Origin of the sequence: Novosphingobium sp. FKTRR1 (assembly GCF_020404405.1) — a bacterium.
Lineage (GTDB): Bacteria > Pseudomonadota > Alphaproteobacteria > Sphingomonadales > Sphingomonadaceae > Novosphingobium.
On the sequence record NZ_JAIZDA010000014.1, the window covers coordinates 70331 to 95045 of the forward strand.

A 24715-nucleotide genomic window follows, 5' to 3' on the forward strand; every position below is an offset into this window, starting at 1 on the left:
GTGAGTGTGAAAGCGAGCGGTGACGATCGCGGGCAGCGTGTCGCGGAGACTGTGTTTCGGCTACCATCCGAGCAGCGAACGCGCGCGGGAGATATCGAGGATATAGTGGTCGTTGCTGCTGTCGATCATCCAGGGCTGGATGAAGTCGTCGCTGCCGAGCGCTTCGTTCTGCAGGATGATCCCGGCCTTCGCGAGCGGCTACGGAATCCGGATAGTCTTCCGGACCTCGCCGTCGAGCGCCTCGCCCACGATGTCCTGGATCTCGGCATAGCCGGGCGCGCCGATGAGCAGCGGCAGCTCGGCCGAAAGGTCGTGCCGCCGATCGACCAGGCGAAGCACGGCATCGGCCAAGTCGTCGCGGTGCGCCGATGCCGCACGCAGCATCCCGTGATAAAAGTGCGAGATCACGCGATGCTCGTAGATCTGGGATATCTGCTGCGCGAGTAACGCCGAGCGCCCGTCGCCGTCGTAAACTCCGGCGGCGGGGAGGAAGACGACGGGAATCTTACCGCGCCTCGCGTGCAGCAGTGCTTCGGCAACAACTTTCGACTGTGGATACGCCTAGGACGCACCGATTGGCGACTCCTCGCTGATGCGCTCTTCCGGAGTGGCGGCAGGCTTATGAACCAGCATTGTGCTGGCGAAGACGAATTGCTCGACGTCGAACGACCGGAGCCCGTCAATCAGCCGGCGGGTGTCGTGCACGGTGGCCTTGTCGTAGAGCGGATTGGGGTTGCCCGTGATGTCATAGCCGATTGCCGACGCGGGCGGCCGCGGGTCTGGAGGACCGACACGATCCAGGCCGACAACCGTGTAGCGTTCCCTCGGCTGGGCAACTAGCGCGGCGGCTGTAAAGCCGCTCGCACCTGTGATGAGGACGACTTCGAGGGCGTCCTTGTCGCTCCCTGACCCACTGCGCTCACCGTCGGTCATCAATCTGCCACCCTCATTCATTGTGCTGCGGAACGCATACAGTCCCCCTGTACTTATGATCGCGAGGCGGGCGCGTGCGGATCACCGCACAATTGTTTTACGCGCCCGCCCCGCAAATCCCTTAGGCAAAATGGGGCTTTATTGCGTCACCGCGAAGCCGGCTTTCTCGATGGCCTGCTTGAGCTGCTGTACATCGGCCGTCGAGTTTACCGAAACGGTCTTTCTCGCCAAATCGATGTTGACGACGGCATTGGCATCGACGCGCTGAAGCGCGTTGGTCACACCGCGCGCACAGCCTCCGCAGGTCATTCCCTGAACTTTGAAGTCGATCATCTTCGTTCTCCCATAAGGTGGATGAAACAAATATGGGGCTTGACACTGTGTCAGGGTCAAGAGGTGAATTTAGCTGTTGACCTTGACACAATGTGAGGGACCATAAGGCCGTCGACTCAGTAGTGGAGACGACCATGAACGCCCGGGCGCAGCTGCCAATGCAGGCACAGACGAGAAGCGACGAAAGGCTGTCGCTGGCCATCGATGGCATGACCTGCGCGACGTGCGTCGGGCGGGTGGAGCGCGCCATCGCCGGGGTGCAGGGCGTTGCCGGCGTCTCGGTCAATCTCGCGACGGAGCGCGCGAATGTCGAGTTCGTCGATGGACGATCCGATGTCGCTGCCGTAGCCGATGCGGTTCTTGCGGCGGGCTACACCCCGGTGACACAGACGACCGAGCTGACGATCACCGGCATGACCTGCGCGTCCTGCGTCACCCGGGTCGAGAAGGCGCTGCTGAAAGTGCCCGGCGTCCGCTCCGCGAGTGTCAACCTGGCGGCCGAGACGGCGCGGATCGAAACGGCGGGTGACGTCCCCGCTTATGTCTTGGTCGAGGCTGTCGAAAGTGCTGGCTACACTGCATCGGCGCGCACCGGATCGGCGGAGGCGGAACGCGGCGCCGAGGACGCCCGGCGCGACGCCGCCGCAACAAGAGAGCTCCGCCATGTGCTGATCGCCGCGGCGCTGTCGCTGCCGCTTGTCTTTCCGATGCTGCTGGCCCCGTTCGGTATCGAGGTGGCCGTGCCGGGCTGGATCCAGCTGCTGCTCGCGACGCCCGTGCAGTTCTGGCTGGGCGCGCGCTTCTATCGCGCGGGTTGGAAGGCCGCGCGCGCCCGAACCGGCAATATGGACCTGCTGGTCGCGATCGGCACATCGGCCGCCTATGGGCTCAGCCTCTACCAGCTGCTGTTCGCGCCGATGCACGGCATGGACGCGCATTATTACTTCGAGGCTTCGGCCGTCGTCATCACCCTTATCCTGCTCGGCAAATGGCTCGAAGGCCGCGCCAAGCGTCAGACCGGAGAGGCGATCCGCGCGCTGATGGCGCTGCGGCCCGACCAGGCTCGCGTTGTCGGCACCGACGGCAGCGAACGAGAGATTGCCCTGGCGGAGGTGCGCTCGGGTGACCGCGTCCGCGTCCGGCCCGGGGAGCGCATCCCCGTCGATGGACGACTGATCGAGGGAGCGACCCATGTCGATGAATCCATGCTCACCGGAGAGAGCCTTCCGGTCGCCAAGGCCGCTGGAGACCCAGTGACCGGCGGATCGATCAACGCGGACGGGCTCATCCTGGTCGAGACGACGGCGGTGGGGGCTGAGACCACCCTCGCCCGCATCGTGCGCCTGGTCGAAAGCGCGCAAGGCGCCAAGGCTCCGATCCAGCGGCTCGTCGACAAAGTCAGTGCCGTGTTCGTGCCAATCGTCCTCGTCATAGCCGCGCTTACCCTCGCCGGATGGCTGATCGCCGGCGCCGGAGTGGAAGTCGCGATCCTGAACGCGGTCGCGGTGCTCGTCATCGCCTGCCCGTGCGCGCTCGGCCTAGCCACTCCGACCGCGATCATGGCCGGTACGGGCGTTGCCGCGCGGGCCGGCGTGCTCATCAAGGATGCCGAGGCGCTGGAGACCGCGCACCGCATCAATGTCGTTGCGTTCGACAAGACCGGCACGCTGACCGAAGGCAAGCCCTCGCTGCTGGCCGGACTGCCCGCCGCCGGGGTCGAGCGCACCGATCTCATCGCGCTCGCCGCGGCGCTTCAGGCCGGAAGCGAGCATCCGCTCGCACGGGCCGTCATGGCGTGGGCCAGCTCGGAAGGCGTCGAACCCGCCCGCGCCAGCGGGATGCGCGGCCTGCCCGGCCGCGGGGTTGCTGCAGACGTCAACGGCCGCGACCTGATCCTCGGCAGCACGCGCTTGATGGAGGACGAAGCTATCGCACTGACGCCGCTGGCCACCGAGGCGGCCAGGCTGGAAGCCGAGGGACGGACGGTCTCCTGGGTTGCGGAGCGCGCGCCCGAACGCCGCCTCCTCGGCCTGCTGGCGTTCGGCGACGAGGTGAAGGCTTCCGCCGCGGCCGCCGTGGCGGCGCTGCATGGCCGCGGCATACGCAGCGTGATGCTGACCGGAGACAATGCGGGAAGCGCCCGCGCAGCCGCAGCCAAGCTCGGCATCGACGACTTCGTCGCCAATGTCCTGCCGGAAGGAAAGTCGGATGCGGTAGCGGCGTTGCGGGCCGAGGACCGCACGGTCGCCATGGTCGGCGACGGCGTCAACGATGCCCCTGCCCTCGCTGCAGCGGATGTCGGCATCGCCATGTCGACTGGCACTGACGTCGCCATGCACGCAGCGGGCATCACGCTGATGCGGGGCGATCCACGCCTGGTGGCGGACGCGATCGACATCTCGAAGCGGACCTATGCCAAGATCCGCCAAGGCTTGTTCTGGGCGTTCATCTACAATCTGATCGGCATTCCGCTGGCGGCGTTCGGTTATCTAAGCCCGGTGATCGCCGGCGCGGCGATGGCGCTGTCGAGCGTCAGCGTCGCTGCCAATGCGCTGACGCTTCGCCGTTGGCGTCCGACAGCGGCTTGAGGAGACAATACGTGAATATAGGACAAGCTGCCAAAGCTTCGGGCGTCAGCCAGCGGATGATCCGCCATTATGAGGCGATCGGCCTCATCCCCAAGGCCACGCGGCGTGATTCCGGCTACCGCGACTATGACGAACGCGAGGTGCACATGCTGCGTTTCATCCGACGCGCGCGCGATCTCGGCTTCCCAATTTCGGAGATCGGCCAGCTCGTTGCGCTGTGGCAGGACGGCGATCGGGCGAGTGGTGAGGTCAAGGCCCTCGCGCTTGCACGAGCCGCGGAGATGGAGCGCAAGGAGCACGAGCTCCGAGCGATGCGCAAGTCGCTCGAAGATCTGGCGCGTCGCTGCGCGGGCGGAGATCGGCCAGATTGCCCTATCCTGGACGATCTTGCGGTCGGAGTTCAACATGTTACTCTCCGTTGTGCGCAAGAAAAGGGTTGACCTTGGACGATGGTCCGAGCCGTAAGGACGGTGAAGTCCAAACCGCGGCGAGGGATAGCGCCAAGTACCGCGTATCTATGAGGGGAGCGGGGCGCATATGGAAGGAAAGACAATGCATCAGATCGATCCCGAGATGAAGGCGTGCATCGACGCCTGCCACGAATGCCACATCACCTGCCTTCACATGGCGATGAATCACTGCCTGGAGGCGGGAGGGCGGCACGCCGAGCCGCAGCACATGAAGCTGATGCTGGACTGTGCCCAGATTTGCAGCGTCGCGATCGACTTCATGGCGCGCAAGTCCGAACACCACCGGCATATCTGCCGCGAGTGCGCCGAGATTTGCCGGGCGTGCGCGTCGAGCTGCGAAGGGCTGGACGGCATGGAGGATTGCGTCGCCGCATGTCGCAAGTGCGCCGAGGCTTGCGACAAGATGGCCGCGTAAATGGCCCGAGGGCGGCGCTTTCCCCGCCGCCCTCCCGTTACATTGCGAGCCAAGGCGCGTGAGACGGTGCGATGCACGGTCAGGGTTGCGGCAACGCTTTAGAGAGGGGCGTTGTCTGCCCTGCCGCTAGTAGGCTAGCGGCCCGCCCGCCCGCGGCTTGGCGCGGCGGTTCCAGGCAAACCCGATCACGATCACGGCAAGCATCAGGAGTTGTGCCAGCACCGACTGAAATGTCGGGAACAGGCCCAACATCGAGATACGTGGCACGCTGGCGAGCGGCGCTATGTCGATGATCCCCGCCTCTTGGAGGGCAGCGACTCCCTTACCGGCCAGCACGACCGTCAGAGCGGCCATCAGCCACGAGCTGTAGCGGAAGAACTGCGTAATCGGCAGCGTCCGGCTGTAGCGGAGCATGGCCCAGGCGATGACGGCGAGAAGGCTGATCGCTGCGCCGGCGCCGGCCAGCAGCATCGCGGTGTTACCCTGTGTCGAGAGCGCGGCGTAGAAAAGGATCGGGGCTGTTGAAAAATGCGCCGCTCGCGGCCGGGTACGGTTGAGGGCGGAATGACACCCTAAGGTTTTGCGATCCCGTCTCGCATGGGATGGTATTATGGGAATGCAGGCTGCTGATGTTCGCAGTTGCAATATGGTCCGATCAGTGACTATCTAGAGGCCTTCGACGGACCCGGATTGATTCGGGTGGCTCGGCCCGGCGCCTATCCCCGGGATAACCTTAGCGAATTTGGGCCTCGCTTCCGAGTATCGTTGATTGAACGCGTCTGACGGCGTGCGCCCCTCGCTATTGCGATCAGGTTTCTACATGACATTTGCTACTTCGCTTCGACGCGAATGGCTCTCGAACCCGCGCGCCGACGTGCTTGCGGGTATCGTCGTCGCGCTCGCGCTGATCCCGGAGGCCATCGGCTTCTCGATCATTGCCGGCGTCGATCCAAGCGTCGGGCTGTTTGCCTCCTTCTCCATCGCCGTCATCATCTCGCTCGTGGGCGGACGCCCCGGCATGATTTCGGCCGCAACCGCCGCCATTGCGGTTCTTGTCCTGCCGCTGATCCGCGATCACGGCGTCCAGTACCTCTTTGCCGCCACCATCCTCATGGGACTGATCCAGGGCGTCGCCGGCTTCCTGAAGCTCGACCTGCTGATGCAGTATGTGTCACGCTCGGTCATCACCGGCTTCGTCAACGCGCTCGCGATCCTAATCTTCATCGCGCAGCTTCCCCAGCTAACGAACGTCGGGTGGGAAACCTACGCGATGGTCGCGGCGGGCCTGGCGATCATCTACCTGTTCCCGCGTCTGACCAAGGCGATCCCGTCGCCGCTGGTCGCGATCGTGATCCTGACGATCGTCTCGATCTATGCCGGCATCAAGGTCAACACGGTGGGCGATATGGGCAAGCTGCCCTCGTCGCTGCCAGCGTTCGGCATCCCACAGGTGCCGTTCACGCTGGAAACGCTGCGCATCATTTTCCCCTATTCGCTGACGATGGCGGCGGTTGGCCTGCTGGAATCGATGATGACCGCGCAGATCGTCGATGATCTGACCGACACGCCATCGAACAAGCGCCGCGAGATGAAGGGGCAGGGTATCGCCAATTTTCTGACCGGCTTCCTCGGCGGGATGGGCGGCTGCGCCATGATCGGGCAGTCGGTCATCAACGTGAAGTCGGGCGGCTCCACCCGCCTTTCCACCTTTGTGTCGGGCGCGTTCCTGCTGTTCCTGATCGTCGTACTGGGGCCGCTGGTCGCCCGCATTCCGATGCCGGCGCTGGTCGCGGTGATGATTATGGTGTCGATCGGCACCTTCTCCTGGGGATCGATCAGGAACCTCAAGAGCCATCCGTGGCAGTCGTCGGTTGTCATGCTGGTGACGGTGCTGGTTGTCGTCTCGACGCACGATCTGGCGCAAGGCGTGGTCGCAGGCGTGATCCTGTCCGGTCTGTTCTTCGCCAGCAAGGTCAAGCGCCTGTTCGACGTGGCATCCGAGCTGAGCGCGGATGGCAGGACGCGGACCTACCGCGTCTCGGGTCAGGTGTTCTTCGCCTCGTCCGAGCGGTTCGCCGACGCCTTCGACTTCAAGGAGGTGCTGGACAATGTGGTCATCGACCTGACCGCCGCGCACTTCTGGGACATTTCGGCGGTGGGGAGCCTCGACAAGGCGATCCTCAAGTTCCGCCGCGAAGGCACCCATGTCGAGGTCATCGGCCTCAATCAGGCGAGCGCGACGATGGTCGATCGCTTCGCCGTCCATGACAAGCCCGGCGCCGAAGCAGCGCTCGGCGCCCACTGAGGAGAGGGCTTATGAACCGCATATTGGCCTGTATCGACGCATCCACCTACGCGACCAGCGTCGTCGATCTGGCGGCCTGGGCCGCTACCCGGCTCGGGGCCGATGTCGAGCTGCTGCACGTCGTCCAGCGCAAGGATGCCGTGGCATCGCGCAACGATCATAGCGGCGCGATCGGCCTCGGTGTCAAAAGCGAGCTGCTGGAAGAGCTGACCCGCATCGAGGAAGCGGCGGGGCGTCTTGCCATCGAGGAAGGGCGCATCCTGCTGGACGCAGGCGGCACTCGCTTGAAGGAGCAGGGCATCACGGTCGCGTCGATGCACCTGCATGGAGGGATCGTGGAGACGATCGTCGAGCGTGAAGCCGATGCTGCATTGGTCATCATCGGCAAGCGCGGCGCGTCGGGCGAGTTCGCGACCGACCATATCGGCTCCAAGGTCGAACGGGTCGTGCGTGCCAGCGACAAGCCGGTGCTGATCGCCTCACGCGAAGCCAAGGCACCTGACGCGGTGGTGATCGCCTTCGACAACAGCCCCGCCGCCTGCCGCGCTGTCCGTCATGTCGCTACCTCGCCGCTGTTCGGTGGTTTGCCAGTACACCTCGTCATGGCGGGGCCGGATGATGGCAAACACCGCGACCAGCTCGGCGCAGCGGCAGCAACGCTGCCCGCCTGTTCCGAAACCGTCCTGCGTGACGGCAAGGTCGATGCGGTGATCGGCGATCATATGGCGGCGCATCCCGGCGCGATGCTGGTGATGGGTGCCTATGGACACTCGCCGCTTCGCACCCTGATCGTCGGCAGCACGACGACAACGATGATCCGCACCGTTCGCGCCCCGGTACTGTTGGTACGCTGACATAGCCGGGGACGCGCCGGACCTTGATGCGCGGCGTCGGCAACTGCTGGCGCTTCGCGATCAGCTCGTCGCCGATGATGCGGCGGCCGAGGAAACGCGCGCCCCGGTCACGCTCGATCAGGAAAGCGTCGGCCGCCTGTCGCGGATCGACGCCATGCAGGTGCAGGCAATGGCACTGGCGGCGCAGCGGCACCGGCAAGCCGAATGTAGCCGCATCGACGCCGCACTGATGCGGATCGACAGCGGCGATTATGGCTGGTGCGTCCGCTGTGGTGAGGAAATCGAGGCCAAGCGCCTCGATCGTGCGCCCGCGACGACGATGTGCCTCGCCTGCGCCAAGGAGGGCTAGGCCCGAAAGGAAGGCATCATGCCGACCGGAACGATCAAATACCTCGACCGTGGTGGGGCCTGGGGCTTCATCTCTCGTGACGACAAGCAGCCCAAGGTCTTTGTCCACGTCCGAGCGGCGGAGCGCGCCGGGTTCACTGAGCTACGGCGCGGGCAGCGATGGCGCTTCACGCTCGTCGAGCGCCCCAAGGGCGGGTTTGAGGCCGATGATCTGGAAATGCTGTTCGACGAACCGCCCCCGCCCGGACGATAAGCAGTTTCCCAAAAACGAACCTCCAACGGGAAGACCGGCACCGGCACAAAAACACGCCCTATCCCCGCTGGGGCTTTCCCAAAATATGTTCCCGAAATATAAGTCCCGAAATTCGCTGTTTGAGATGGGATAACGGGACTCATGCTGGTTGGTTATGCGCGTGTCTCGACTTCCGATCAGGACCTGACGCTACAAACCGATGCGCTGACCAAGGCTGGCTGTGAAAAGCTGTTCACCGACAAGGTGAGCGGCGCGAAGCTGAACCGTCCCGGCCTGACCGAAGCTCTCAATTTCGTGCGGGCGGGCGATACGCTGGTGATATGGAAGCTCGATCGCCTTGGCCGTTCGATTGGGGGCCTGATCGAACTGGCGGCGGACCTGTCCGCTCGCAAGATTGATTTCCGATCCCTGACGGACGGGTTCGACACGGCCACCCCATCGGGCCGGCTGCTGTTCCATATCCTCGCTTCCGTCGCGGAGATGGAGCGAGAACTGATAAAGGAACGGACGATTGCTGGTTTGGCAGCGGCACGGGCCAAGGGCGGCACGGGCGGGGGCCGCAAGTCCGTCATGACGCCCGACATGCTCGATACCGCCCGCAAGCTGCTCAAGGCCGGCGATAAACCAGCGAAGGTCGCGAAGCTGCTACAGGTCGGCCGTTCCACCTTCTATCGCCACTTCCCTGCGGCCGAGCGCGAACCTGGCTAATTGGTGTCAGAAGATCGTCGCGTAGTAAGATTGCTCGAACCGGCCCCGGCTGATCCGGGCCATGTGATCGATCCGTTCCGGCACCGGGGGCGGGCGGCGGGTCCGTGCCGGTCGTGCGGCGGGGCGGGCCAGCAGTACGAGATTGGCAATGGCCGCGCCCAACAGAAACTCTTCCTCGGCACCGCGCAGGCCGCGAAGGTGCAAACGGGTTAGCCCCCGCTTACCCTTGGCATCGGCAAACACCCGCTCGACGCCCCGACGCAGTCGCATCGACCGCTTGAATAGGGGCGTCTGCATCTCGCCGCGCACCAGCTCGCGCACGTCCTCATGTTCGCTGTGCGTCACCGACCTGTTGCTGCCTGCGGTGCATTTCCGTTTGAGGTGACAGGCGCGGCAGTCGGAGGGACTGGCGCTGTATCGGAGAAAGCCCGCCCGACGATCGGCACCACGAAAGGGCAGTATCTTGCCAGCAGGACAGACATAGCGGTCCTGCTCCCGTTCATAGCGGAAGGCTTCGCGGGGGAATTTGCCCTTGGTCTGTTCGGATCGTTCCAGCACCGGGATATGCGGGATGGTGCCGCGATCGGTGACAAACGCCAGGAACGCGGCGCTGCCGTAGGCGGTGTCAGCCGCGACGCGCTTTGGCCGGTAGCCGAACCGATCATCGGCCCGTGCCAGCATGGTCCGCCCCGCATCGACTTCCGCCGCGAAGCGGGCGGGACTGGCCTCCACGTCGATCGTCACCCCTCCCGGCGTGTCGATCAGGATATTCAGGGCATAGCCGAACCGGCCCCGCGCCGTGCGCGCAGACCAAGCCGACGCCGGATCGGTGCGTGACACCTCGGCCGGCTTGCCACGCGGCACGCCATGTTCCTGCGGTGGAGCATTGGCCTGATCCGCCAGCCATTCGCAAACCGGGCGGGGAAGCCGGGGCGCGGCTATGTCGGCGTCCCGCATCTTGCGCTGCCAGCTTGCGTCGGCCGCGACAAACGATGCGTCGATTGCGGCATCCTTGTGGGCGATCAGCCGCGCGTCGGCGCAGCGCCGAACAGTCTGCTCGAACAGGATGCGGAAGATGCCGGCATCGCGGAAGCGGCCATGCCGGTTCTTGCTAAACGTCGAGTGGTGCGGCACCCGCGCGTCGGGCGGCAATCGGCAGAACCAGCGATAAGCGAGATTGAAGCGGACTTCCTCGCACAGCCGGCGTTCCGACGTGATGCCATAGAGGCGAGCGATAAGCGCCATGCGGACCAGCAATTCAGGCGCTATCGAGGGACGCCCACGGCGACTATAATGCGGCGCGAGCGCATCGCGCAGTTCACCCAGGTCGATCAGTCCGTCTATCCTGCGTAGGATGTGATCGGCGGGGATCATCGCTCCTAGCGCCCGCCAACTTGCGCCCTTGCCGCCTCGCTGTTGCTCACCCATCATGGCCGCTGCTCCCGATGTGTCGAAGCAGGGAACCCGTTAGGAACGCGATCGGCTCACCCGGCCTTTTTCAACAGCCCCGGCCGCTTGCTCTCGGCAAGCGTGCCGTCGAGGTCGAAGGCGATCAGCCACTTCATGCCGCCTTCCCTGCCGGATCGCGGTAGGCGAGCAGCCTGAGCGCATTGATGACGACGAGCAGCGTCGATCCCTCATGAACCGCCACCGCTGGCCCAATGCCGAGGCCGAGGATGGTAGCAGGCACCAGGAAGGCGACGACACCCAGGCTGACGAAGACGTTCTGCCGGATGATTCCACGGGTATGGCGGCTAAGACCGACTGCGAATGGCAGGTGCGCCAGATCGTCGGCCATCAGCGCCACGTCGGCTGTCTCCAGCGCAACGTCCGACCCCGCCGCGCCCATCGCGATGCCGACCGTGGCGCTTGCCATCGCCGGCGCATCGTTCACGCCGTCGCCCACCATCGCGACCTTGTCTTCGCCGGCGAGCTTCTTGATCGCGGCAACCTTGTCTTCGGGCATGAGGTCGCCCCACGCTTCGTCGATCCCGACTTCGTCGGCGATCGCTTCGGCGACTTTCTGGTGATCGCCGGAGATCATTATCATCCGCGACACGCCCATCTCGTGCAGCCGACGCAACGCGGTCTTGGCAGCTTCGCGAGGCGTGTCCATCAGGCCGATCGCGCCCAGGTCGCGGTCCCCCTTGCGGACCACCATTGTCGTGCGGCCGTTCTCGCGCAGCTTCGCGATTGCGTCCTGCGCGCCCTGCCCCAGCGCCGGAATGCCCTCACTTCCGAACATCTCGGCCTTGCCGATCCACACCGTCTCGCCATCCACGCTCGCGGTGACGCCCCGACCGGTCAGGCTCTTGAGGTCGCCGGCAGTCGGCACGGCACGATCGTTCAGACGTTCGCGGCCGTCCTTGACGATCGCTTGGGCCAGGGGATGGTCGCTCAACGCTTCGACGGCGACAGCCAGCGCCAGCAACTCGCCTTCATCGGCGCCATCGACGGGCACGACATCAGTGATGCGCGGACGACCTTCGGTCAGCGTGCCCGTCTTGTCGAAAGCGATCGCTTTGAGCGACCCGAGGTTTTCGAGCGGTGCACCGCCCTTCACGAGCACGCCGCCCCGCGCTGCACGGGCAACGCCCGACAGGACCGCGCTCGGCGTTGCGATCGCGAGCGCGCACGGGCTTGCCGCCACCAGCACCGCCATCGCGCGATAGAAGCTGTCGCGGAACGGCTCGTCGACGACCACCCATGCGAACAGCAGGAGCACTGACAGGACCAGGACGGCGGGCACGAAGATCCGTTCGAACCGGTCGGTGAAGCGCTGCGTCGGCGACTTCTGCGTCTCCGCTTCGCTCACCATCTTCACGACCTTGGCAAGCGCGCTTTCATTGGAACGGCGTGTCACCTCGATCTCGATCGCGCCGCCGCCGTTGATCGTACCCGCAAAAACCCGGCTTTCCGCGTCGACTGCATCGGGCTTGGCGCGTGCCGCTGCGGCATCTGCGACCGGCACCTTGTCGACCGGGATGCTTTCACCCGTGACCGGGGCCTGGTTGATCGCGCTGGTGCCCTTGATGACGAAGCCGTCGGCAGGCAGGCGCTCGTTCGGGCGGACGATGGCAATGTCCCCGACGACCATCTGCTCGACCGGGATTTCGCTGGTCTGCCCGCCGCGTCGCACGGTCGCGGTTTCGGGCGCGAGCTTCGCCAGCGCCTCGATCGCCTTCTTGGCGCGGCCCATTGCATAATGCTCAAGCGCATGGCCGAGGCTGAACAGGAACAGCAGCAGCGCACCTTCGGCCCATGCGCCCAGCGCAGCGGCGCCGGCCGCAGCGACCAACATCAGCGTGTCGATCTCGAACTTCTTCATCCGGAGGTTGTCGATCGCCTCGCGCAGCGTGAAGAATCCGCCGAAGAAATAGGCTGCGATATAGCAGGCGGTCGGCAGCCATTCGGGCGCGCCAGCGACCAGCCTCTCGATCGCGTAGCCGATCCCCAGCAGCGCGCCACAGGCGAGCGCGAAGATCAGCTCGGTATTGGGGCCGAGAAATTCGGCGTGGCTATGGTCGTGGCCATCGCCGGGGCCGTGCTTCTCTTCGCCCGCGCCGTGGCCCCCGGGGCCGTGGTCGTGGCCGGCATGTTCATCGGCAGCGACCCGCTTGCCCACCCTCACCTTCAGCTTGCGAAGCGCAGCGCGCACCTCCTCTTCGGTGGTTTCGCGGCGATCATATTCGACCCGGACAGACCCGCTGGTGCTGGCGCTTGCCTGGACCACGCCGGGCAAGGCGCACAGCGCATCGCTGACCGTGCGCGCCCGACGTTCGTGGTTGATCCCCGTCACCTGCCAGATCGCATGGCCGTAGCGCTCGGTGATTTCGGCACCTGCGGCGCGCACCATTTCGCGCAACCGTGGCAGCGGCAGCTTGGCGGCATCGAAATGGATGCACAGCGCCGCTGGCGTGTTGCCGTCGAGACAGATCACATGCGCCCGCTCGACACCTTCGCGCTTTGACAGGGTTGATACGAGACGGTCCAGGCAGGCATCGGCCGCGTCAGGAAGGTCCGGCAACAACACTGGAATGTCGAGTTCGAGCTTGTCGTTCATGACGACCTCCTTTCGCTTTTCTTGGTTTCGGCGCGCGCGTCGCGCAGGATTTCGACACCGCCCTTGATGGCGATGATGGCGGTGGCGAAGCCGACCAGCAGGTCCGGCCAATTGGTACCCAACCACAGCACCAGCACGCCGGCGATCAGGATGCCGCCGTTGGAAATGAAGTCGTTGAAGCTGAAGGTGGTTGCGGCCCGGAGATTGACGTCCGGATCCTTGAGGCGCTGGAGCAGCCGCAGGCAGAGGTAATTCACGACGCCGGCGATCGCGGACATGACCATCATGGTAGGTCCGATGGGCTCGCTGCCCTGCACGTAGCGCCGTCCGACATCGATCAAGATGCCGCCCGCGAAGATCAGCAGCATGACGCCCGAAGCGACCGCGGCGCGTGTCTTCCATGTCTGGCCCCGGGTGAGCGCCACAAGGCTCAGCGCATACACAGCCGTATCGGACAGGTTGTCGACGCCGTTGGCGATCAGCGCGCTCGAGTCCGCGAAGAAGCCGGAAACGAAGAAGCCCGCAGCGATCGCCGCGTTCAGCAGCAGGACGATCCACAGTGTGCGGCGCTCCTGCCCGCCATTGTTGTCGTTGCCCGGGATCATCCCATCATCTCCTCAAGTGTCAGCAGGGCCAGGAAGCCGACGAAAAACATCGAGCTGATGAGCGGGGTGTCGGGTTTCTCGTGCGCCTCGACCAGCAACTCCTCCGTGACGAGGTAGAGCAGCGCCATCAGCCCGAAGCTGAGGAAGCCGGCGATCATCACCGGCGACAGCGCGGCGACCGGCACGGCAGCGAGCGCGCCGATCGGCAGCAGCAGGGCCAATGCCGAGACGATCACGATGATGCGCAAGCGCGAGCGATAGGTTTCCGCCAGCTCGTCGGTCAGCGTCAGTCCCAGAAATAACACTTCCAGAGTGAGCGCGATCGTCAGCAGGAGACCTGCCTTCTCGCCCGCCACGAAAGCGAGGCCGAGCACCAGGCCGTCGACCAGAATGTCGATGCCGATCGCGGCGAGTAGCGCCATCGGCCCCTTGAAGCGGGCCTCAAGAGCCTTGAGCCCCAGCATGGTCGCGACGCCCGCCGCCCCGCCGATCAACGTCGCGCTGGGCGATGCCTCATGCTTGACCTGCGGCAGGATTTCGGTCGCTGCCGCCGCGAACACGACGCCGGCAGCGAGATGCTGTAGGCCCGCCACGAGGCCAGGTTTCAACTTGGTGCGGCTCGCGACAATCGCGCCGAGCACGACCGCCAGCACAGGCGCAAGCGTATAGAGCAGTGCCTGCATTTCCTAGGACTCCTCCGGGGTTCGGTGGCAGACGCGGATCTTCCCGCGTCGCGTGAACGCGATCGATCCGCCCGCCACGACAGCCCGCGAATGGTCGCCGCGAAACTCGTCACCGGTTCGCTGCGCGCGCAGGATCTCGGTCCTGCCCTTCGGCAGCCAGGTGACGGCCATTTTCAAGCCGTCATCGATGAAGTCGACATCGGCGCGTGTGCCGTCGTCGCAGTACATGATGCGCTGCGCGATTAGTTTCGACGTCAGATGCTTTTCATGCGCCGGCTCGGTAGGCTGGGTCGCCGCTGGATTACACGCCCCTATAACCGCCCCGGAGACGAGAACGACGCCGAGGCGCGCGATCGCCAGACCGGCCCGATTCAGGCCGCACAAGGTTGTCACATTTGAAATCGACGTGTCAGACATCGGTCTCTTCCGACGAAGCGCCCTGTGGCGTTCGAAGGCAGGGCAGTTCATCGCGTGCCTTCCCGCTCGCAGATCCGGGTACGGCCATCGCCTTCCACGATGGTGAGCTGCGACCCCTTGAAGGTCGCGGTGGCTGTTTCGCCGACATATTGCAGGCCCTGCGCTGGCGCGGTCAGCATCATCGGCGGTCCCCCGTTGGAGCGCCGCAAATCGATCTGCAGGCCGTTGTCCTTGTAATCGACGAACAGCGGTTCCCCGTCGGAACAGCGATATCTATGCCGCCCCATTTCCCCGGTCGCCACGGCGCTGTCGGACGAATGGATCTGCTGCTCCGTTGGCGGGGCTGGCGGCTTTCTTTCCGAGCACGCCGCGAGCCCGACAACGAGGATGACGGCGGGCAGCACCCGCTTACAGTGCATCATCATCGCGCCTTCCTCCTGTAGCGGAAGGGGACGCGCTGACGATTGATAGCCCGGGCAGGCTGACCTACCCGCCAGCGGAGATAGGTTGCGAGGCGATCGTCAGATTCGACCATCAGGGATCGCAGGCGGCGCAACATCATCGCCGCGAACGGCAGGGAGAGCGCCCCGCGCAGCGTGCAGCTATGCGTTAGCCTGGTGCCGCCATCGTCCCCCGCCAGCTCGTACCGCTCTTCGAGCGTGAACAGATAGGGGATGCCGCAGGACCAAGCGAAGGCGTGCGGTTTATCGAATCGATCAATCCGTGCTGGCGTCCGAATTGGCCGGGTGATGCCCTGGATCGCAAAGGTGCATTCTGTGTCGCCGAGCCGGGACGGATCATCGAGAAATACGAGCGGACTCCACGCCCGGCGATGATCCGGATCGGTGAGTGCCGACCAGATGCGCAGTGGCCCGCCGTGAAGCATCGAGCTGGTTATGGTGCGAGGCATATCCCCATCTCCCAGAGATGGGCGGGGCGATCGCGGATCGCCCCGCCCATCCATCAGGCCAAGTTGTTCACGAAGGTCTGACCGTGGTCGTCCCCTTCATGCTCCTCATTGTAGTGCTCGGGTTTCTCGATCACTTTCTGCCCGAACCGGGCATAGAGTGTCGGCAGCACGAACAGCGTAAGAAGCGTCGCCGAGATCAGACCGCCGATGACGACCGTCGCCAAAGGCTTTTGAACCTCTGCGCCGGCGCCTTCGCCCAGCGCCATCGGCACGAAGCCGAGGCTGGCGACTAGCGCGGTCATGATGACGGGTCGCAGACGCTGCATCGCGCCAACATGCGCGGCTTCCTCGCGGCTCATCCCTGATCGGATCAGATCTTGGATCGAGCTGACCATGACGAGGCCGTTGAGGACCGCGATGCCCGAGAGGGCGATGAAGCCCACTGCCGCCGAGATCGAGAAGTCCATGCCCCGCAGGAACAGCAACAGGACGCCGCCCACCAGCGCGAAAGGCACGCCGGTGAACACGATCGCGGCGTCGCGGACCGATCCCAACGCCCCGTAGAGGAGCAGCAGGATCAAGATGAAGCAAGCCGGAATGACCAGCTTCAGCCGTTCGCTTGCCGATTGGAGGTTCTCGAACTGGCCGCCCCATTCGAGATAGGTGCCGGCAGGCAGCCGGAGTTGGCTGCCGATCGCCGCCTGCGCATCCGCCACGACGGATCCGACGTCGCGGCCACGCACGTTGGCTTGCACCACCACGCGCCGCTTGCCGTTCTCGCGGCTGATCTGGTTCGGACCATCGACCACCTTGATCTCGGCGACGCTGGACAGCGGTACATAGCCGCCGCCTGCCACCGGCACCTGCACCTGTTGGAGCAGGCCGATGTCGGCACGCTGCGCCTCCGACAGGCGGATCACCACGGGGAAGCGACGGTCGCCCTCGAAGATCTGGCCCGATGTTCGCCCGCCGATCGTCGCAGTCACGGTGTCCTGCACATCCTGAGCCGTAACGCCCAACCGCGCCATCGCGTCGCGGTTGACACGAATGTCGAGCATGGGAAGACCGGTCGTCTGCTCCACCTTCACGTCCGCTGCGCCTTGCGTTCTGCGCAGCACCGCCGCGATTTGCTCGGCCGTCCGGTTCATCTGGTTGAAGTCGTCCCCGAACACCTTCACCGCGATGTCGCCGCGCACGCCGGCGATCAGCTCGTTGAAGCGCATCTGGATGGGCTGGGTGATCTCGTAGGCATTTCCCGGAATCTTCGCGAGATTACCCTCGATCCGGCTGACCAGCTCCTCCTTGGGAAGCTCAGGATCCGGCCAATCCTTGCGCGGCTTCAGGATGACGAACATGTCGGTCGCGTTCGGCGGCATCGGGTCGGCCGCCAGCTCGGCGGTGCCCGTCTTGGAATAGACGAATTGCACCTCCGGCTGCTTCGACATCATCCGCTCGATCGGCACCTGCATCGCCTGGCTCTGCTGGACCGACGTTGCCGGAATGCGGAGCGACTGGATCAGCAAATCGCCTTCGTCGAGCTGCGGCAGGAACACCGAGCCGAGCGTAGTGAAAGCAAGCGCCGCCACCACAAGGCTTCCCACACCCGCACCGATCGTCAGCGTCGGGCGCTTCATGGCCCGGTCGAGACCGGGTTCGTAGCGCTTCTTCAGCCACGTGATGATGCGGCCGTCCTTCTCCTCGACCTTCTTCGACAGCCAGATCGCAATCATCGCCGGCACGAAGGTGAGAGAGAGGATGAAGGCGAAGGCGAGCGCGATGATGACGGTCAGCGCCATCGGTCCGAACGTTTTACCCTCCACGCCGGTCAGCGTGAGCAGCGGTACGTAGACGAGGATGATGATTGCCTGCCCGTAAACCGAGGGGCGGATCATCTCGCGAGCGGCGGCTGCCACGGTCGCAAGCCGTTCCTTGACGGTCAGCAAGCGACCTTCATGATGCTGTTGTTCGGCAAGCCGCCTCAGCGCGTTTTCAACGATGATGACGGCGCCGTCGACGATCAGACCGAAGTCCAAAGCCCCAAGGCTCATCAGATTGGCCGAGACCCCAGCGCGCAGCATACCAAAGCCTGTCAGCATCATGGTGATCGGGATGACCAACGCCGCGATCAGGGCCGCACGGAAGTTGCCGAGCAGCAGGAAGAGCACGACGATGACCAGCACTGCGCCTTCGGACAGGTTTTTCGCGACCGTCTTGATCGTCGAATTGACCAGCTCGGTGCGGTTCAGCACCGGCTGAATTACGACGTCAGGAGGCAGCGAAGCGTTGATCGTCTTCAGTTTCTCAGCGACCGCGGTCGACACGATGCGGCTGTTCTCGCCGATCCGCATGATCGCCGTGCCGACGACGACTTCGGTACCGTTCTCCGATGCCGAACCCATGCGGATCGCCTGACCCGTCTTCACAGTCGCAACTTGTTCGACCGTGATCGGCACGCCGTTACGTGTCGCGATCACGGTCCTGGCCAACTCGCTGGCATTGCGAACGAGCGCATCCGAGCGAACAGCCAGACCTTCGCCATTGCGATTGACGAAGCCACCGCCGACGCTGGTGTTATTGCGCTCCAGCGCATTTCCCAGGTCCGTCAGCGTGATGCCGAGCGAGGCCAGCTTCTGCACGTCGGGCACGACGAGGAACTGCTTGGCGTAACCGCCAATCGAGTCGACACCGGCGAGGCCCGGTGTGGTCTTCAGAAGCGGCGTCACGATCCAGTCCTGCGCGGTGCGCAGGTAGGTCGCCTTGTCCTCTTCGGTCGTCAGTCGCTCGCCCTCTGGCGTGATGTAGCTGCCATCGGGCTGTTGGCCCGGTTCACCGGGCTTGTGCTTGTCGTCCTCGCGATGATCGAGACGAACGGTGTACATGTACACCTCGCCCAGGCCTGTCGCGATCGGACCCATTTCAGGGTTCACGCCGTCGGGCAGATTCTCTTGCACGCCCCGCAGACGCTCGCCCACCTGCTGGCGGGCGAAATAGATGTCCGTCGCGTCCGAAAAGACCGCCGTGATCTGCGCGAAGCCGTTGCGGCTCAACGAGCGCGTATATTCCAGGCCGGGGGTGCCGGCGAGCGCGGTTTCGATTGGAAACGACACCTGCTTCTCGACCAGCTCGGGCGAGAGGGCAGGCGCGCGGACGTTGATCTGGACCTGATTGTTGGTGATGTCCGGCACCGCGTCGATCGGTAGCCGGTAGAGGGAAAAGGCGCCGATGGCGGCGACGATGACGGTGAGGAGCAGGACTAGCCAGCGCTTCTCGACCGCCCAGGTTACGATACGGGCGATCATGGCTTAATCCTCGTGGCTCGCTTCGCCCTTGCCGATCTCGGCCTTGAGCGTGAAACTTCCGGTGGTGGCGATCTGTTCGTTGCCGGTCAGGCCCGACCGGACGATCACCGTGTCGCCCGACGCATCGCCGAGCTGGACCGGGGTCGCCTTGAAGCCGGTGGGCGTGCGCACGAACACGACCGACTTGCCCTCGAAACTCTGGACCGCCGTCGTCGGCACGCGGACCGCCCCGCTCCCGCCGCTGCCCGTGAGCTGCACGGCTGCCGTCACAGGCTCGCCGACCCGCCATTCGCCACCGCGATTGTCGAGGGTGGCGAGCGCAGGCACGAGCCGCGTCTGCGGATCAAGCGCCGGCGACACGAAGGTCACGCGGGCGGTCGCCTGACGGCCTGCCGCCTTCACCAGCACCGTATTGCCGGGACGCACCCGGCCCGCATCCTCGGGCTTGAGATTAAGCGCGATCGACACCTGGCTCAGGTTGGCGATGCGATAGAGTTCGGCATCCGCCGCGACCGTTTGTCCCAGCGTCACGGGGCGCGCAATGATCTGGCCCGAGATCGGCGCGGCAATGCCGAGCCGGTTGAGCCCGCCGCCGCCGACACCCGCCGCCGAAACCATGCTCTGCGCCTGCGTCAGGGCGATCCGCGCCTCCGTCGCCGCTGTGCGGGCGGCGATCAGATCCTGTTCAGGGGAGACTCTCTGCGCGAACAGCCGCTGTTCGCGCGCGAGGTTCGAATTAGCGAGCTGAAGCCGCGCCCGCGCCGCCTCGACCTCGCCCTTGATCTGCGCCGCCTCGCGGCTTTCGATGACCGCAATGGTCTGGCCGCGTCCGACCGATTGGCCGAGGTTACGGGTGAGCGCGACCACGCGTCCCGCAATTGCGGCCGAGACGACCTGCGTTCCCTGTGGGTCGCCCTCGATGATCGCGGGCAGCTCGATCGTCCCGGCCCCGCCGATGATCGGCCGTCCGACCTGGACGCCCGCTGTGGCGATCTGGTCGGCACCCAATGTGACGACGCCTTCACCGGCATGACCGCCTTCAGCACCGCCCTTTTCCGTGCCCGCTGCCGTCTCATTGGCAGCTGCGCCTTCGGCAGTTGCCTCGTTTCCGCCATCCTTGCCGCCGCAGGCAGCCAAGAGCAGGGCGAGCGACGCCGCGCCCGCGAGATAAAAGCTCTTCATCACTGATTCCCCCCATTGGGCGCACGAGCGGTCAGTCGCTCCACTTGCGCGCGGGCATTCTGGTAATTGGCAAGCGCGTCGATCGCGGCGACCCGCGTTTCGGCGAGCGTGCGTTCAGCATCGAGCAATTCGAGCTGGCCGAACTTGCCCTCGCGATAGCCGATCCGCGCGATGCGGGCGGCCTCCTGTGCAGCCGCCAGCGCCGGCCCCGACGCCGCACGAGCCGTCGTTGCGGCATTGGCCGCCTGCGCCTGCGCGTCCGTGATCGCCTGTTCGATGTCGAGCGCGGTCACGCGGCGCTGCGCATCCGCCTGGGTCCGCTGCGCGGTCGCCTGCGCAATCGCGGCGCGACCATTGTTGAACACCGGGATCGGGATCGACACGCTGAACACCGCCGCCATGTCGTTGGTCGCTTCCAGGCGGCGGATCGACGGCCCGACGTTCAGGTCAGGCACGCGATTGGCGCGCGCGAGCCGCACGCCGGCTTCGGCAATGGAGAAATCCGCGTTGGCTGCCGCCAGCGCGAGTGTGCCGGTCGTGTTGACCGGTGCCAACGGCCCATAGACGTTCACACCGGGAAGGCGATCGAGCAGCGTGTCATCGAGCAGGCCGTCGATCGGCCGTCCGATCCGACGCGCCAGATTGGCGCGGGCCGCCTCGGCCAAGCGAAGCTGCCGCTCCACATTGGCGTCGGCATTGATACGCGCGACATCCGCGCGCTGTTGCTCGAGTGGCGATGCCCGCCCTGCCTGCACGCGAACGCTCGCGGCCCGCAGCGCATCGCTGGCGATCCGGGCCTGATCGCGGGCTGTCATTACCCGGCGATCGGCCGCGACCGCTTCGACATAGAGCTGCGTTACCTGAAGCCGGACATCCGCCGCGATGATCGCGGCCTGGATCTCGGCCCGGGACAATTGCGCATTGGCGACCGCGACGCGGGCGCCGCGCTTGCCGCCTAGCTCGATCGGGATCGCAAAGCCGACCGTGGTTTCCGCGCTGCGGACCCCCCGATACGGCCCGGAGCCGATGACATTCTCGACTTGGCCTTGAACCACCGGATTGGGCCGCAAGCCGGCGACTGTGCGACCTGCACGGGCCGCGTCGATTCCAGCTGTCGCCGCTTCCGCAGCAGGGGCCGAACCGCCCGCTGCACTGACCGCTTGGTCAAGCGTGTAGACCGGCGCATCCTGCGCAACAGGCGCGGACGGTCCGACCTGCGCCTGCGCCATCGTGGCGCAAGACGCTGCGGCCAGCATGGCCGCGAGGATACGATTCATGAAAATAGGACTCCTGACGATGATCGACAGGGGCGCGCCAACGCACGCCCAAATCGGACGTCAGGCTTGGGGGGGCCTCAAATGGACCATGCCGGTGCGGCCGTCGAGCGACGCAGAGGCGGAGATTGTCGGCTTGGGCACTGTGAGGACGGGGGTATATTCCATCGTCGTGCGCGCAGGCGCGCCGACGTCGTGTCCGTGACAATAATTGTGATGATGCGGGACATTCTTGTCCGAGTCCGATGGCACCTGATCGATGTCACCGGCGGTATGGACCGTGAACTCAACGCCCGCGATGCTTCCCCCCGCCAGATCGGCGGCATGGGCCATGCCGGAGAAGCTGGTCAGGACCAGCATCAGGCATGTCAGGAAAGGCAAAAAGGCTCGCACTAGCTTGCCTCTATCACGGAAGGGTTTTCATGTCATTGCACTAATTCGAACCAAGGGTCACTGAGCCGGAACCCGAGCGGGATCGGTCGCGCCCGTTCCAGGCGAACCCGACCGCAATGGCGACCGCCATCAGGAGTTGCGCCAGCACCGATTGCCAAGTGGGAAACACGCCGAGCATCGACAGCCGTGGCACGTCCGCGAGCGGTGCGATGTTGATAAGGCCGGCTTCCTGGAGCGCGGCGACGCCTTTACCCGCCAGCACGACGGTCAGGACCGCCATGAGCCAGGAGCTATAGCGGAAGAACTGCGCGATCGGCAGCTTGCGACTGTAGCGAAGCATGGCCCAAGCGATCAGGCTGAGCAGTCCAATCGCCGACCCGGCCCCCGCGAGAAGCATCCCGTTGTCACCTTGCGCCGAAAGCGCGGCATAGAACAGGATCGTCTCGAAGACCTCGCGATAAACTACGACGAACGCCAGCCCGAACAGGAACCAGCCCGACCCGCCCGAGAGCGCCCGCGACATCTTCTCGCGAATATAGCGCTGCCACTGATCGGCCTGCGCCTTGCCGTGCATCCAAATCCCGACCGAGAGCAGCACGACCGCGGCGAACAGCGAGCCAAACCCTTCCGTCAGCTCCCGGCTCGCACCGCTGATCCCGATCGCATAGGTGGCGACCGCCCAGGTGATCCCGCCCGCGATGATCGCGCTGACCCAGCCGCCATGCACGTACCGCAGCGCCTCGCCGCGCTCGGCTTTACGCAGGAACGCGATCATGGCGACAACGATGAGCAGGGCTTCGAGCCCTTCACGCAGCAGGATCGTGAACGCGCCCAGGAACGTGGACGCTTCGGTGGCGGCATCAGGCGCGAGCGCCGCTTCCGCATCGTCGAAAAGGCCGCCCAGTACTGCGACCTTCTCCGCGAGATCATCGGGCGACGCGCCCCGGTCGATCGAGGCGCGGAACTCCCCCATCGCGCCCTCGATTCGACCCATCAGCGTCGCGTCGCGCGCGGTGAGTGTTGGCTCGATCGGCTCGAACCCATCGAGATAGGCCGACAGCGCCAGCTCTTTCGCCATGCGCGCATCGCCGCGCCGCGCAGCCGCCACGCTTTCGGCGAGTTTGGCGCGGGCGACCGCGAGCGAGCCGGGAGCCTGTTGTATCACCTGTTCGGGATGACGACGCAGGAACGCGAGCACTGGGTCAGCCTTGGCGTCGCCGATCGCCGCGCCGAGCGCGGCCGGGGTGAGCGCGACCAGGGTTTTCAGGTCCGGAATGCGCCGGCGAAGGGTCGGGTCGGATTTCCAAAGCCGCTCGCCTTCGCGCGCCTGCGCATCCGTGAAGGCGAAGCTCCCGGCTCGGAATGCTAACGCCCAGCGCTGATCGTTGGGCAGATCGGCGAAGCTCTGCATCGCGGTCCCGTCGATGCCTTGCGTCACCACCTGATAGAGCGCGAACACGCTGCGCTGGCGCGCGCGCTCGGCATCGGTGAAAGCAATCGGGGGCGTAGCGAGCTTGGCGGCGTCAGGGCCACGGCCGTTGCCCGTCATCCCGTGGCAGGACGCGCAGGATTGTCGGAACAGGGCATCGCTGGAGACGAGGTTCGGAGCCTTATCGGGCGCGAGCGGCACCGGGTAGGCGCGCAACAGATCGGCCGCGAGCCCGTGCGCCAATGTTGCCACCTGTTCAGTCGGTCCCTTTTCCGCGATCACCGCCTGGAGGTTGGCAGCCCGCTGGATGAGGGCTTGACGCTCCGGCTTCGCCGGCAGGCCCTGAAGCCGTGTCGAGACCGACGCGGCGAACTCCGTCATCTCGGCATATTCCGACGTGCTCTTGATCCGACCGTTGGCGACCGCGCCGCCATAATCGACGGCCATATAGTCGAGCAGCCGCCATGCGGTTTGCACGTCGCCGGGTTCGGCGATTGCCGCAGCAGGGATCAGCAGCGCCGCGAGCGCGGAGAGCAGCCGCAACGAGAGCATTGCCCGGATCAACGCGAGCAGACGCACTACCGCTCTCCCAATTCGCGCCGAGCGCCAGTGACGATTTCATAAGCGGAGTGGAGGAACAGGAGGGCGATGAGGCCGGCGACGGCGAGGTCCGGCCAGGCGCTTCCTGTCCACGCCACCAGACCGGCCGCGGCGATCACCGCCACGTTGGCGAGCGCGTCGTTGCGGCTGAACAGCCAGATCGCGCGAACATTGGCGTCCCCTTCCCGGAAACGCGCAAGCACCAAGGCGGACACGACATTGATCGCGAGCGCGACAACGCCGATTGTGCCCATCAGTTCGGCATCGGGCGCGGTTGCGTTCAGGGCGCGCCAAATCGCGAAACCGATTACGCCCACGCCAAGCGCACCGAGAAACAACCCCTGCGTCAGCGCGACCTTTGCCCTCGCCCGTGCGGACCAGGCAAGCGCGAGAAGACCGATAAGGCTGATCGACCCGTCCCCGAGAAAATCGAGGGAATCCGCTTTCAGCGCTTGGCTATCGGCGATGAACCCGCCGAACAGCTCGGCGACTCCGAAGCCGAGGTTGAGCACCACGACGGTCAGCAGCGCACGGCGATAGGCCGGATCGGTTTGCGCGCGCGCGGGCTCCCCGTGGCACCCGCAGCTTTCGGTAGAAGCATTCATGCGGCCTTCCTTACCACCTCCAGTCGCTGTAGAAGCAAGCGAAATGTG

Annotated in this window: 24 protein-coding genes, 1 pseudogene and 1 other annotated feature; of the genes and pseudogenes, 9 read left to right on the plus strand and 16 right to left on the minus strand. The window is 65.3% G+C overall.

The genetic code is table 11. The annotated features are described in order from the left end of the window. The first annotated feature begins 105 nt into the window (after positions 1-105). Positions 106-447, plus strand: a complete 342-nt coding sequence (locus tag LDN95_RS14030) for a hypothetical protein (protein ID WP_030541579.1) — start codon at positions 106-108, stop codon at positions 445-447. A gap of 114 nt (positions 448-561) precedes the next feature. On the opposite strand, the gene LDN95_RS14035 is transcribed toward LDN95_RS14030, so the two are convergent. Beyond that, entirely contained in the window at positions 562-933 is a 372-nt protein-coding gene (locus tag LDN95_RS14035; RefSeq protein WP_030541578.1) for a hypothetical protein, read from the minus strand. 138 nt (positions 934-1071) lie between these two features. Then, positions 1072-1266 (minus strand): heavy-metal-associated domain-containing protein, encoded by a 195-nt coding sequence (locus tag LDN95_RS14040; RefSeq protein WP_030541577.1) that lies wholly within the window; start codon positions 1264-1266, stop codon positions 1072-1074. A 134-nt stretch (positions 1267-1400) separates the two neighbouring features. On the opposite strand from LDN95_RS14040, the gene LDN95_RS14045 reads away from it, so the two are divergent. The 3 genes from LDN95_RS14045 (at position 1401) to LDN95_RS14055 (ending at position 4739) form a co-directional block, all read left to right on the plus strand. Next, the gene (locus tag LDN95_RS14045; RefSeq protein ID WP_052242504.1) at positions 1401-3854 is read left to right on the plus strand and encodes a heavy metal translocating P-type ATPase; all 2454 of its coding nucleotides are present in this window, start codon (positions 1401-1403) and stop codon (positions 3852-3854) included. Between the two features lie 11 nt (positions 3855-3865). Then, positions 3866-4294 (plus strand): Cu(I)-responsive transcriptional regulator, encoded by a 429-nt coding sequence (gene cueR, locus LDN95_RS14050; protein WP_082013386.1) that lies wholly within the window; start codon positions 3866-3868, stop codon positions 4292-4294. Between the two features lie 112 nt (positions 4295-4406). Next, positions 4407-4739: a four-helix bundle copper-binding protein gene (locus tag LDN95_RS14055; RefSeq protein WP_039335527.1), complete on the plus strand. Its 333-nt coding sequence runs from the start codon at positions 4407-4409 to the stop codon at positions 4737-4739. A gap of 126 nt (positions 4740-4865) precedes the next feature. Here the strand turns inward: LDN95_RS14055 and LDN95_RS14060 are convergent. Beyond that, positions 4866-5252: pseudogene (locus LDN95_RS14060) on the minus strand (iron permease); the annotation flags it as partial. 165 nt (positions 5253-5417) lie between these two features. After that, positions 5418-5472 (plus strand) — a sequence feature (sul1 is cis-regulatory element that is thought to sense ions involved in sulfur or methionine metabolism; They are found in Alphaproteobacteria). A gap of 87 nt (positions 5473-5559) precedes the next feature. On the opposite strand from LDN95_RS14060, the gene LDN95_RS14065 reads away from it, so the two are divergent. The 5 genes from LDN95_RS14065 to LDN95_RS14085 all read left to right on the plus strand — a co-directional run bounded on the left by LDN95_RS14065 (position 5560) and on the right by LDN95_RS14085 (position 9207). Further along, positions 5560-7044: a SulP family inorganic anion transporter gene (locus tag LDN95_RS14065; RefSeq protein WP_007684580.1), complete on the plus strand. Its 1485-nt coding sequence runs from the start codon at positions 5560-5562 to the stop codon at positions 7042-7044. An 11-nt stretch (positions 7045-7055) separates the two neighbouring features. Then, a complete protein-coding gene (locus tag LDN95_RS14070; RefSeq protein WP_004213296.1) occupies positions 7056-7898 on the plus strand; it encodes a universal stress protein in 843 nt (280 codons plus the stop codon). 154 nt (positions 7899-8052) lie between these two features. After that, positions 8053-8247, plus strand: coding sequence for a TraR/DksA C4-type zinc finger protein (locus tag LDN95_RS14075; RefSeq protein WP_004213295.1), 195 nt, complete (start codon positions 8053-8055; stop codon positions 8245-8247). Positions 8248-8265: 18 nt separating this feature from the next. Then, positions 8266-8499, plus strand: a complete 234-nt coding sequence (locus LDN95_RS14080) for a cold-shock protein (RefSeq protein ID WP_004213294.1) — start codon at positions 8266-8268, stop codon at positions 8497-8499. 141 nt (positions 8500-8640) lie between these two features. After that, positions 8641-9207, plus strand: a complete 567-nt coding sequence (locus LDN95_RS14085) for a recombinase family protein (RefSeq protein ID WP_004212894.1) — start codon at positions 8641-8643, stop codon at positions 9205-9207. A gap of 6 nt (positions 9208-9213) precedes the next feature. On the opposite strand, the gene LDN95_RS14090 is transcribed toward LDN95_RS14085, so the two are convergent. The 13 genes from LDN95_RS14090 to LDN95_RS14150 form a co-directional block, all read right to left on the minus strand. Beyond that, positions 9214-10638: a transposase gene (locus LDN95_RS14090; RefSeq protein WP_004212896.1), complete on the minus strand. Its 1425-nt coding sequence runs from the start codon at positions 10636-10638 to the stop codon at positions 9214-9216. Positions 10639-10768: 130 nt separating this feature from the next. Further along, positions 10769-13270 (minus strand): heavy metal translocating P-type ATPase, encoded by a 2502-nt coding sequence (locus tag LDN95_RS14095; protein ID WP_004212886.1) that lies wholly within the window; start codon positions 13268-13270, stop codon positions 10769-10771. Continuing rightward, positions 13267-13875 carry a cation transporter gene (locus LDN95_RS14100; RefSeq protein WP_004212885.1) on the minus strand — a complete coding sequence of 203 codons (609 nt, stop codon included), beginning with the start codon at positions 13873-13875 and terminating at the stop codon, positions 13267-13269. Before LDN95_RS14100 ends, LDN95_RS14095 begins: the two co-directional genes overlap by 4 nt. Further along, positions 13872-14558, minus strand: a complete 687-nt coding sequence (locus LDN95_RS14105; protein WP_004212882.1) for a ZIP family metal transporter — start codon at positions 14556-14558, stop codon at positions 13872-13874. Before LDN95_RS14105 ends, LDN95_RS14100 begins: the two co-directional genes overlap by 4 nt. 3 nt (positions 14559-14561) lie before the next feature. Then, complete coding sequence (locus tag LDN95_RS14110) at positions 14562-14975, minus strand: hypothetical protein (RefSeq protein WP_226018255.1); 414 nt, start codon at positions 14973-14975, stop codon at positions 14562-14564. Positions 14976-15022: 47 nt separating this feature from the next. Further along, complete coding sequence (locus LDN95_RS14115; protein ID WP_004212880.1) at positions 15023-15400, minus strand: hypothetical protein; 378 nt, start codon at positions 15398-15400, stop codon at positions 15023-15025. Continuing rightward, positions 15397-15885, minus strand: a complete 489-nt coding sequence (locus LDN95_RS14120) for an SRPBCC domain-containing protein (protein WP_004212879.1) — start codon at positions 15883-15885, stop codon at positions 15397-15399. Before LDN95_RS14120 ends, LDN95_RS14115 begins: the two co-directional genes overlap by 4 nt. Before the next feature lie 53 nt (positions 15886-15938). Further along, positions 15939-19184 carry an efflux RND transporter permease subunit gene (locus tag LDN95_RS14125; RefSeq protein WP_039335367.1) on the minus strand — a complete coding sequence of 1082 codons (3246 nt, stop codon included), beginning with the start codon at positions 19182-19184 and terminating at the stop codon, positions 15939-15941. A 3-nt stretch (positions 19185-19187) separates the two neighbouring features. After that, positions 19188-20366, minus strand: coding sequence for an efflux RND transporter periplasmic adaptor subunit (locus LDN95_RS14130; RefSeq protein ID WP_004212877.1), 1179 nt, complete (start codon positions 20364-20366; stop codon positions 19188-19190). Next, on the minus strand, positions 20366-21643 hold the full coding sequence (locus tag LDN95_RS14135) for a TolC family protein (RefSeq protein ID WP_004212875.1): 1278 nt from the start codon (positions 21641-21643) through the stop codon (positions 20366-20368). The genes LDN95_RS14130 and LDN95_RS14135 overlap by 1 nt, the downstream gene beginning before the upstream one ends. A 60-nt stretch (positions 21644-21703) precedes the next feature. Continuing rightward, positions 21704-22000, minus strand: coding sequence for a hypothetical protein (locus tag LDN95_RS14140; protein WP_007406840.1), 297 nt, complete (start codon positions 21998-22000; stop codon positions 21704-21706). A gap of 73 nt (positions 22001-22073) precedes the next feature. After that, positions 22074-24041, minus strand: a complete 1968-nt coding sequence (locus LDN95_RS14145) for a cytochrome c/FTR1 family iron permease (protein ID WP_004212871.1) — start codon at positions 24039-24041, stop codon at positions 22074-22076. After that, a complete protein-coding gene (locus LDN95_RS14150) occupies positions 24041-24667 on the minus strand; it encodes a cation transporter (protein ID WP_004212870.1) in 627 nt (208 codons plus the stop codon). The genes LDN95_RS14145 and LDN95_RS14150 overlap by 1 nt, the downstream gene beginning before the upstream one ends. Positions 24668-24715 lie beyond the last annotated feature (48 nt).

Bases quoted from the DNA above. Each gene is read 5' to 3' on its own strand.
- LDN95_RS14035 (WP_030541578.1), bottom strand. From the start codon at position 933: ATGACCGACGGTGAGCGCAGTGGGTCAGGGAGCGACAAGGACGCCCTC.
- LDN95_RS14040 (WP_030541577.1), bottom strand. From the start codon at position 1,266: ATGATCGACTTCAAAGTTCAGGGAATGACCTGCGGAGGCTGTGCGCGC.
- LDN95_RS14045 (WP_052242504.1), top strand. From the start codon at position 1,401: ATGAACGCCCGGGCGCAGCTGCCAATGCAGGCACAGACGAGAAGCGAC.
- LDN95_RS14055 (WP_039335527.1), top strand. From the start codon at position 4,407: ATGCATCAGATCGATCCCGAGATGAAGGCGTGCATCGACGCCTGCCAC.
- LDN95_RS14065 (WP_007684580.1), top strand. From the start codon at position 5,560: ATGACATTTGCTACTTCGCTTCGACGCGAATGGCTCTCGAACCCGCGC.
- LDN95_RS14070 (WP_004213296.1), top strand. From the start codon at position 7,056: ATGAACCGCATATTGGCCTGTATCGACGCATCCACCTACGCGACCAGC.
- LDN95_RS14075 (WP_004213295.1), top strand. From the start codon at position 8,053: ATGCAGGTGCAGGCAATGGCACTGGCGGCGCAGCGGCACCGGCAAGCC.
- LDN95_RS14080 (WP_004213294.1), top strand. From the start codon at position 8,266: ATGCCGACCGGAACGATCAAATACCTCGACCGTGGTGGGGCCTGGGGC.
- LDN95_RS14085 (WP_004212894.1), top strand. From the start codon at position 8,641: ATGCTGGTTGGTTATGCGCGTGTCTCGACTTCCGATCAGGACCTGACG.
- LDN95_RS14090 (WP_004212896.1), bottom strand. From the start codon at position 10,638: ATGATGGGTGAGCAACAGCGAGGCGGCAAGGGCGCAAGTTGGCGGGCG.
- LDN95_RS14095 (WP_004212886.1), bottom strand. From the start codon at position 13,270: ATGAACGACAAGCTCGAACTCGACATTCCAGTGTTGTTGCCGGACCTT.
- LDN95_RS14100 (WP_004212885.1), bottom strand. From the start codon at position 13,875: ATGATCCCGGGCAACGACAACAATGGCGGGCAGGAGCGCCGCACACTG.
- LDN95_RS14105 (WP_004212882.1), bottom strand. From the start codon at position 14,558: ATGCAGGCACTGCTCTATACGCTTGCGCCTGTGCTGGCGGTCGTGCTC.
- LDN95_RS14110 (WP_226018255.1), bottom strand. From the start codon at position 14,975: ATGTCTGACACGTCGATTTCAAATGTGACAACCTTGTGCGGCCTGAAT.
- LDN95_RS14115 (WP_004212880.1), bottom strand. From the start codon at position 15,400: ATGATGATGCACTGTAAGCGGGTGCTGCCCGCCGTCATCCTCGTTGTC.
- LDN95_RS14120 (WP_004212879.1), bottom strand. From the start codon at position 15,885: ATGCCTCGCACCATAACCAGCTCGATGCTTCACGGCGGGCCACTGCGC.
- LDN95_RS14125 (WP_039335367.1), bottom strand. From the start codon at position 19,184: ATGATCGCCCGTATCGTAACCTGGGCGGTCGAGAAGCGCTGGCTAGTC.
- LDN95_RS14130 (WP_004212877.1), bottom strand. From the start codon at position 20,366: ATGAAGAGCTTTTATCTCGCGGGCGCGGCGTCGCTCGCCCTGCTCTTG.
- LDN95_RS14135 (WP_004212875.1), bottom strand. From the start codon at position 21,643: ATGAATCGTATCCTCGCGGCCATGCTGGCCGCAGCGTCTTGCGCCACG.
- LDN95_RS14140 (WP_007406840.1), bottom strand. From the start codon at position 22,000: ATGCTGGTCCTGACCAGCTTCTCCGGCATGGCCCATGCCGCCGATCTG.
- LDN95_RS14150 (WP_004212870.1), bottom strand. From the start codon at position 24,667: ATGAATGCTTCTACCGAAAGCTGCGGGTGCCACGGGGAGCCCGCGCGC.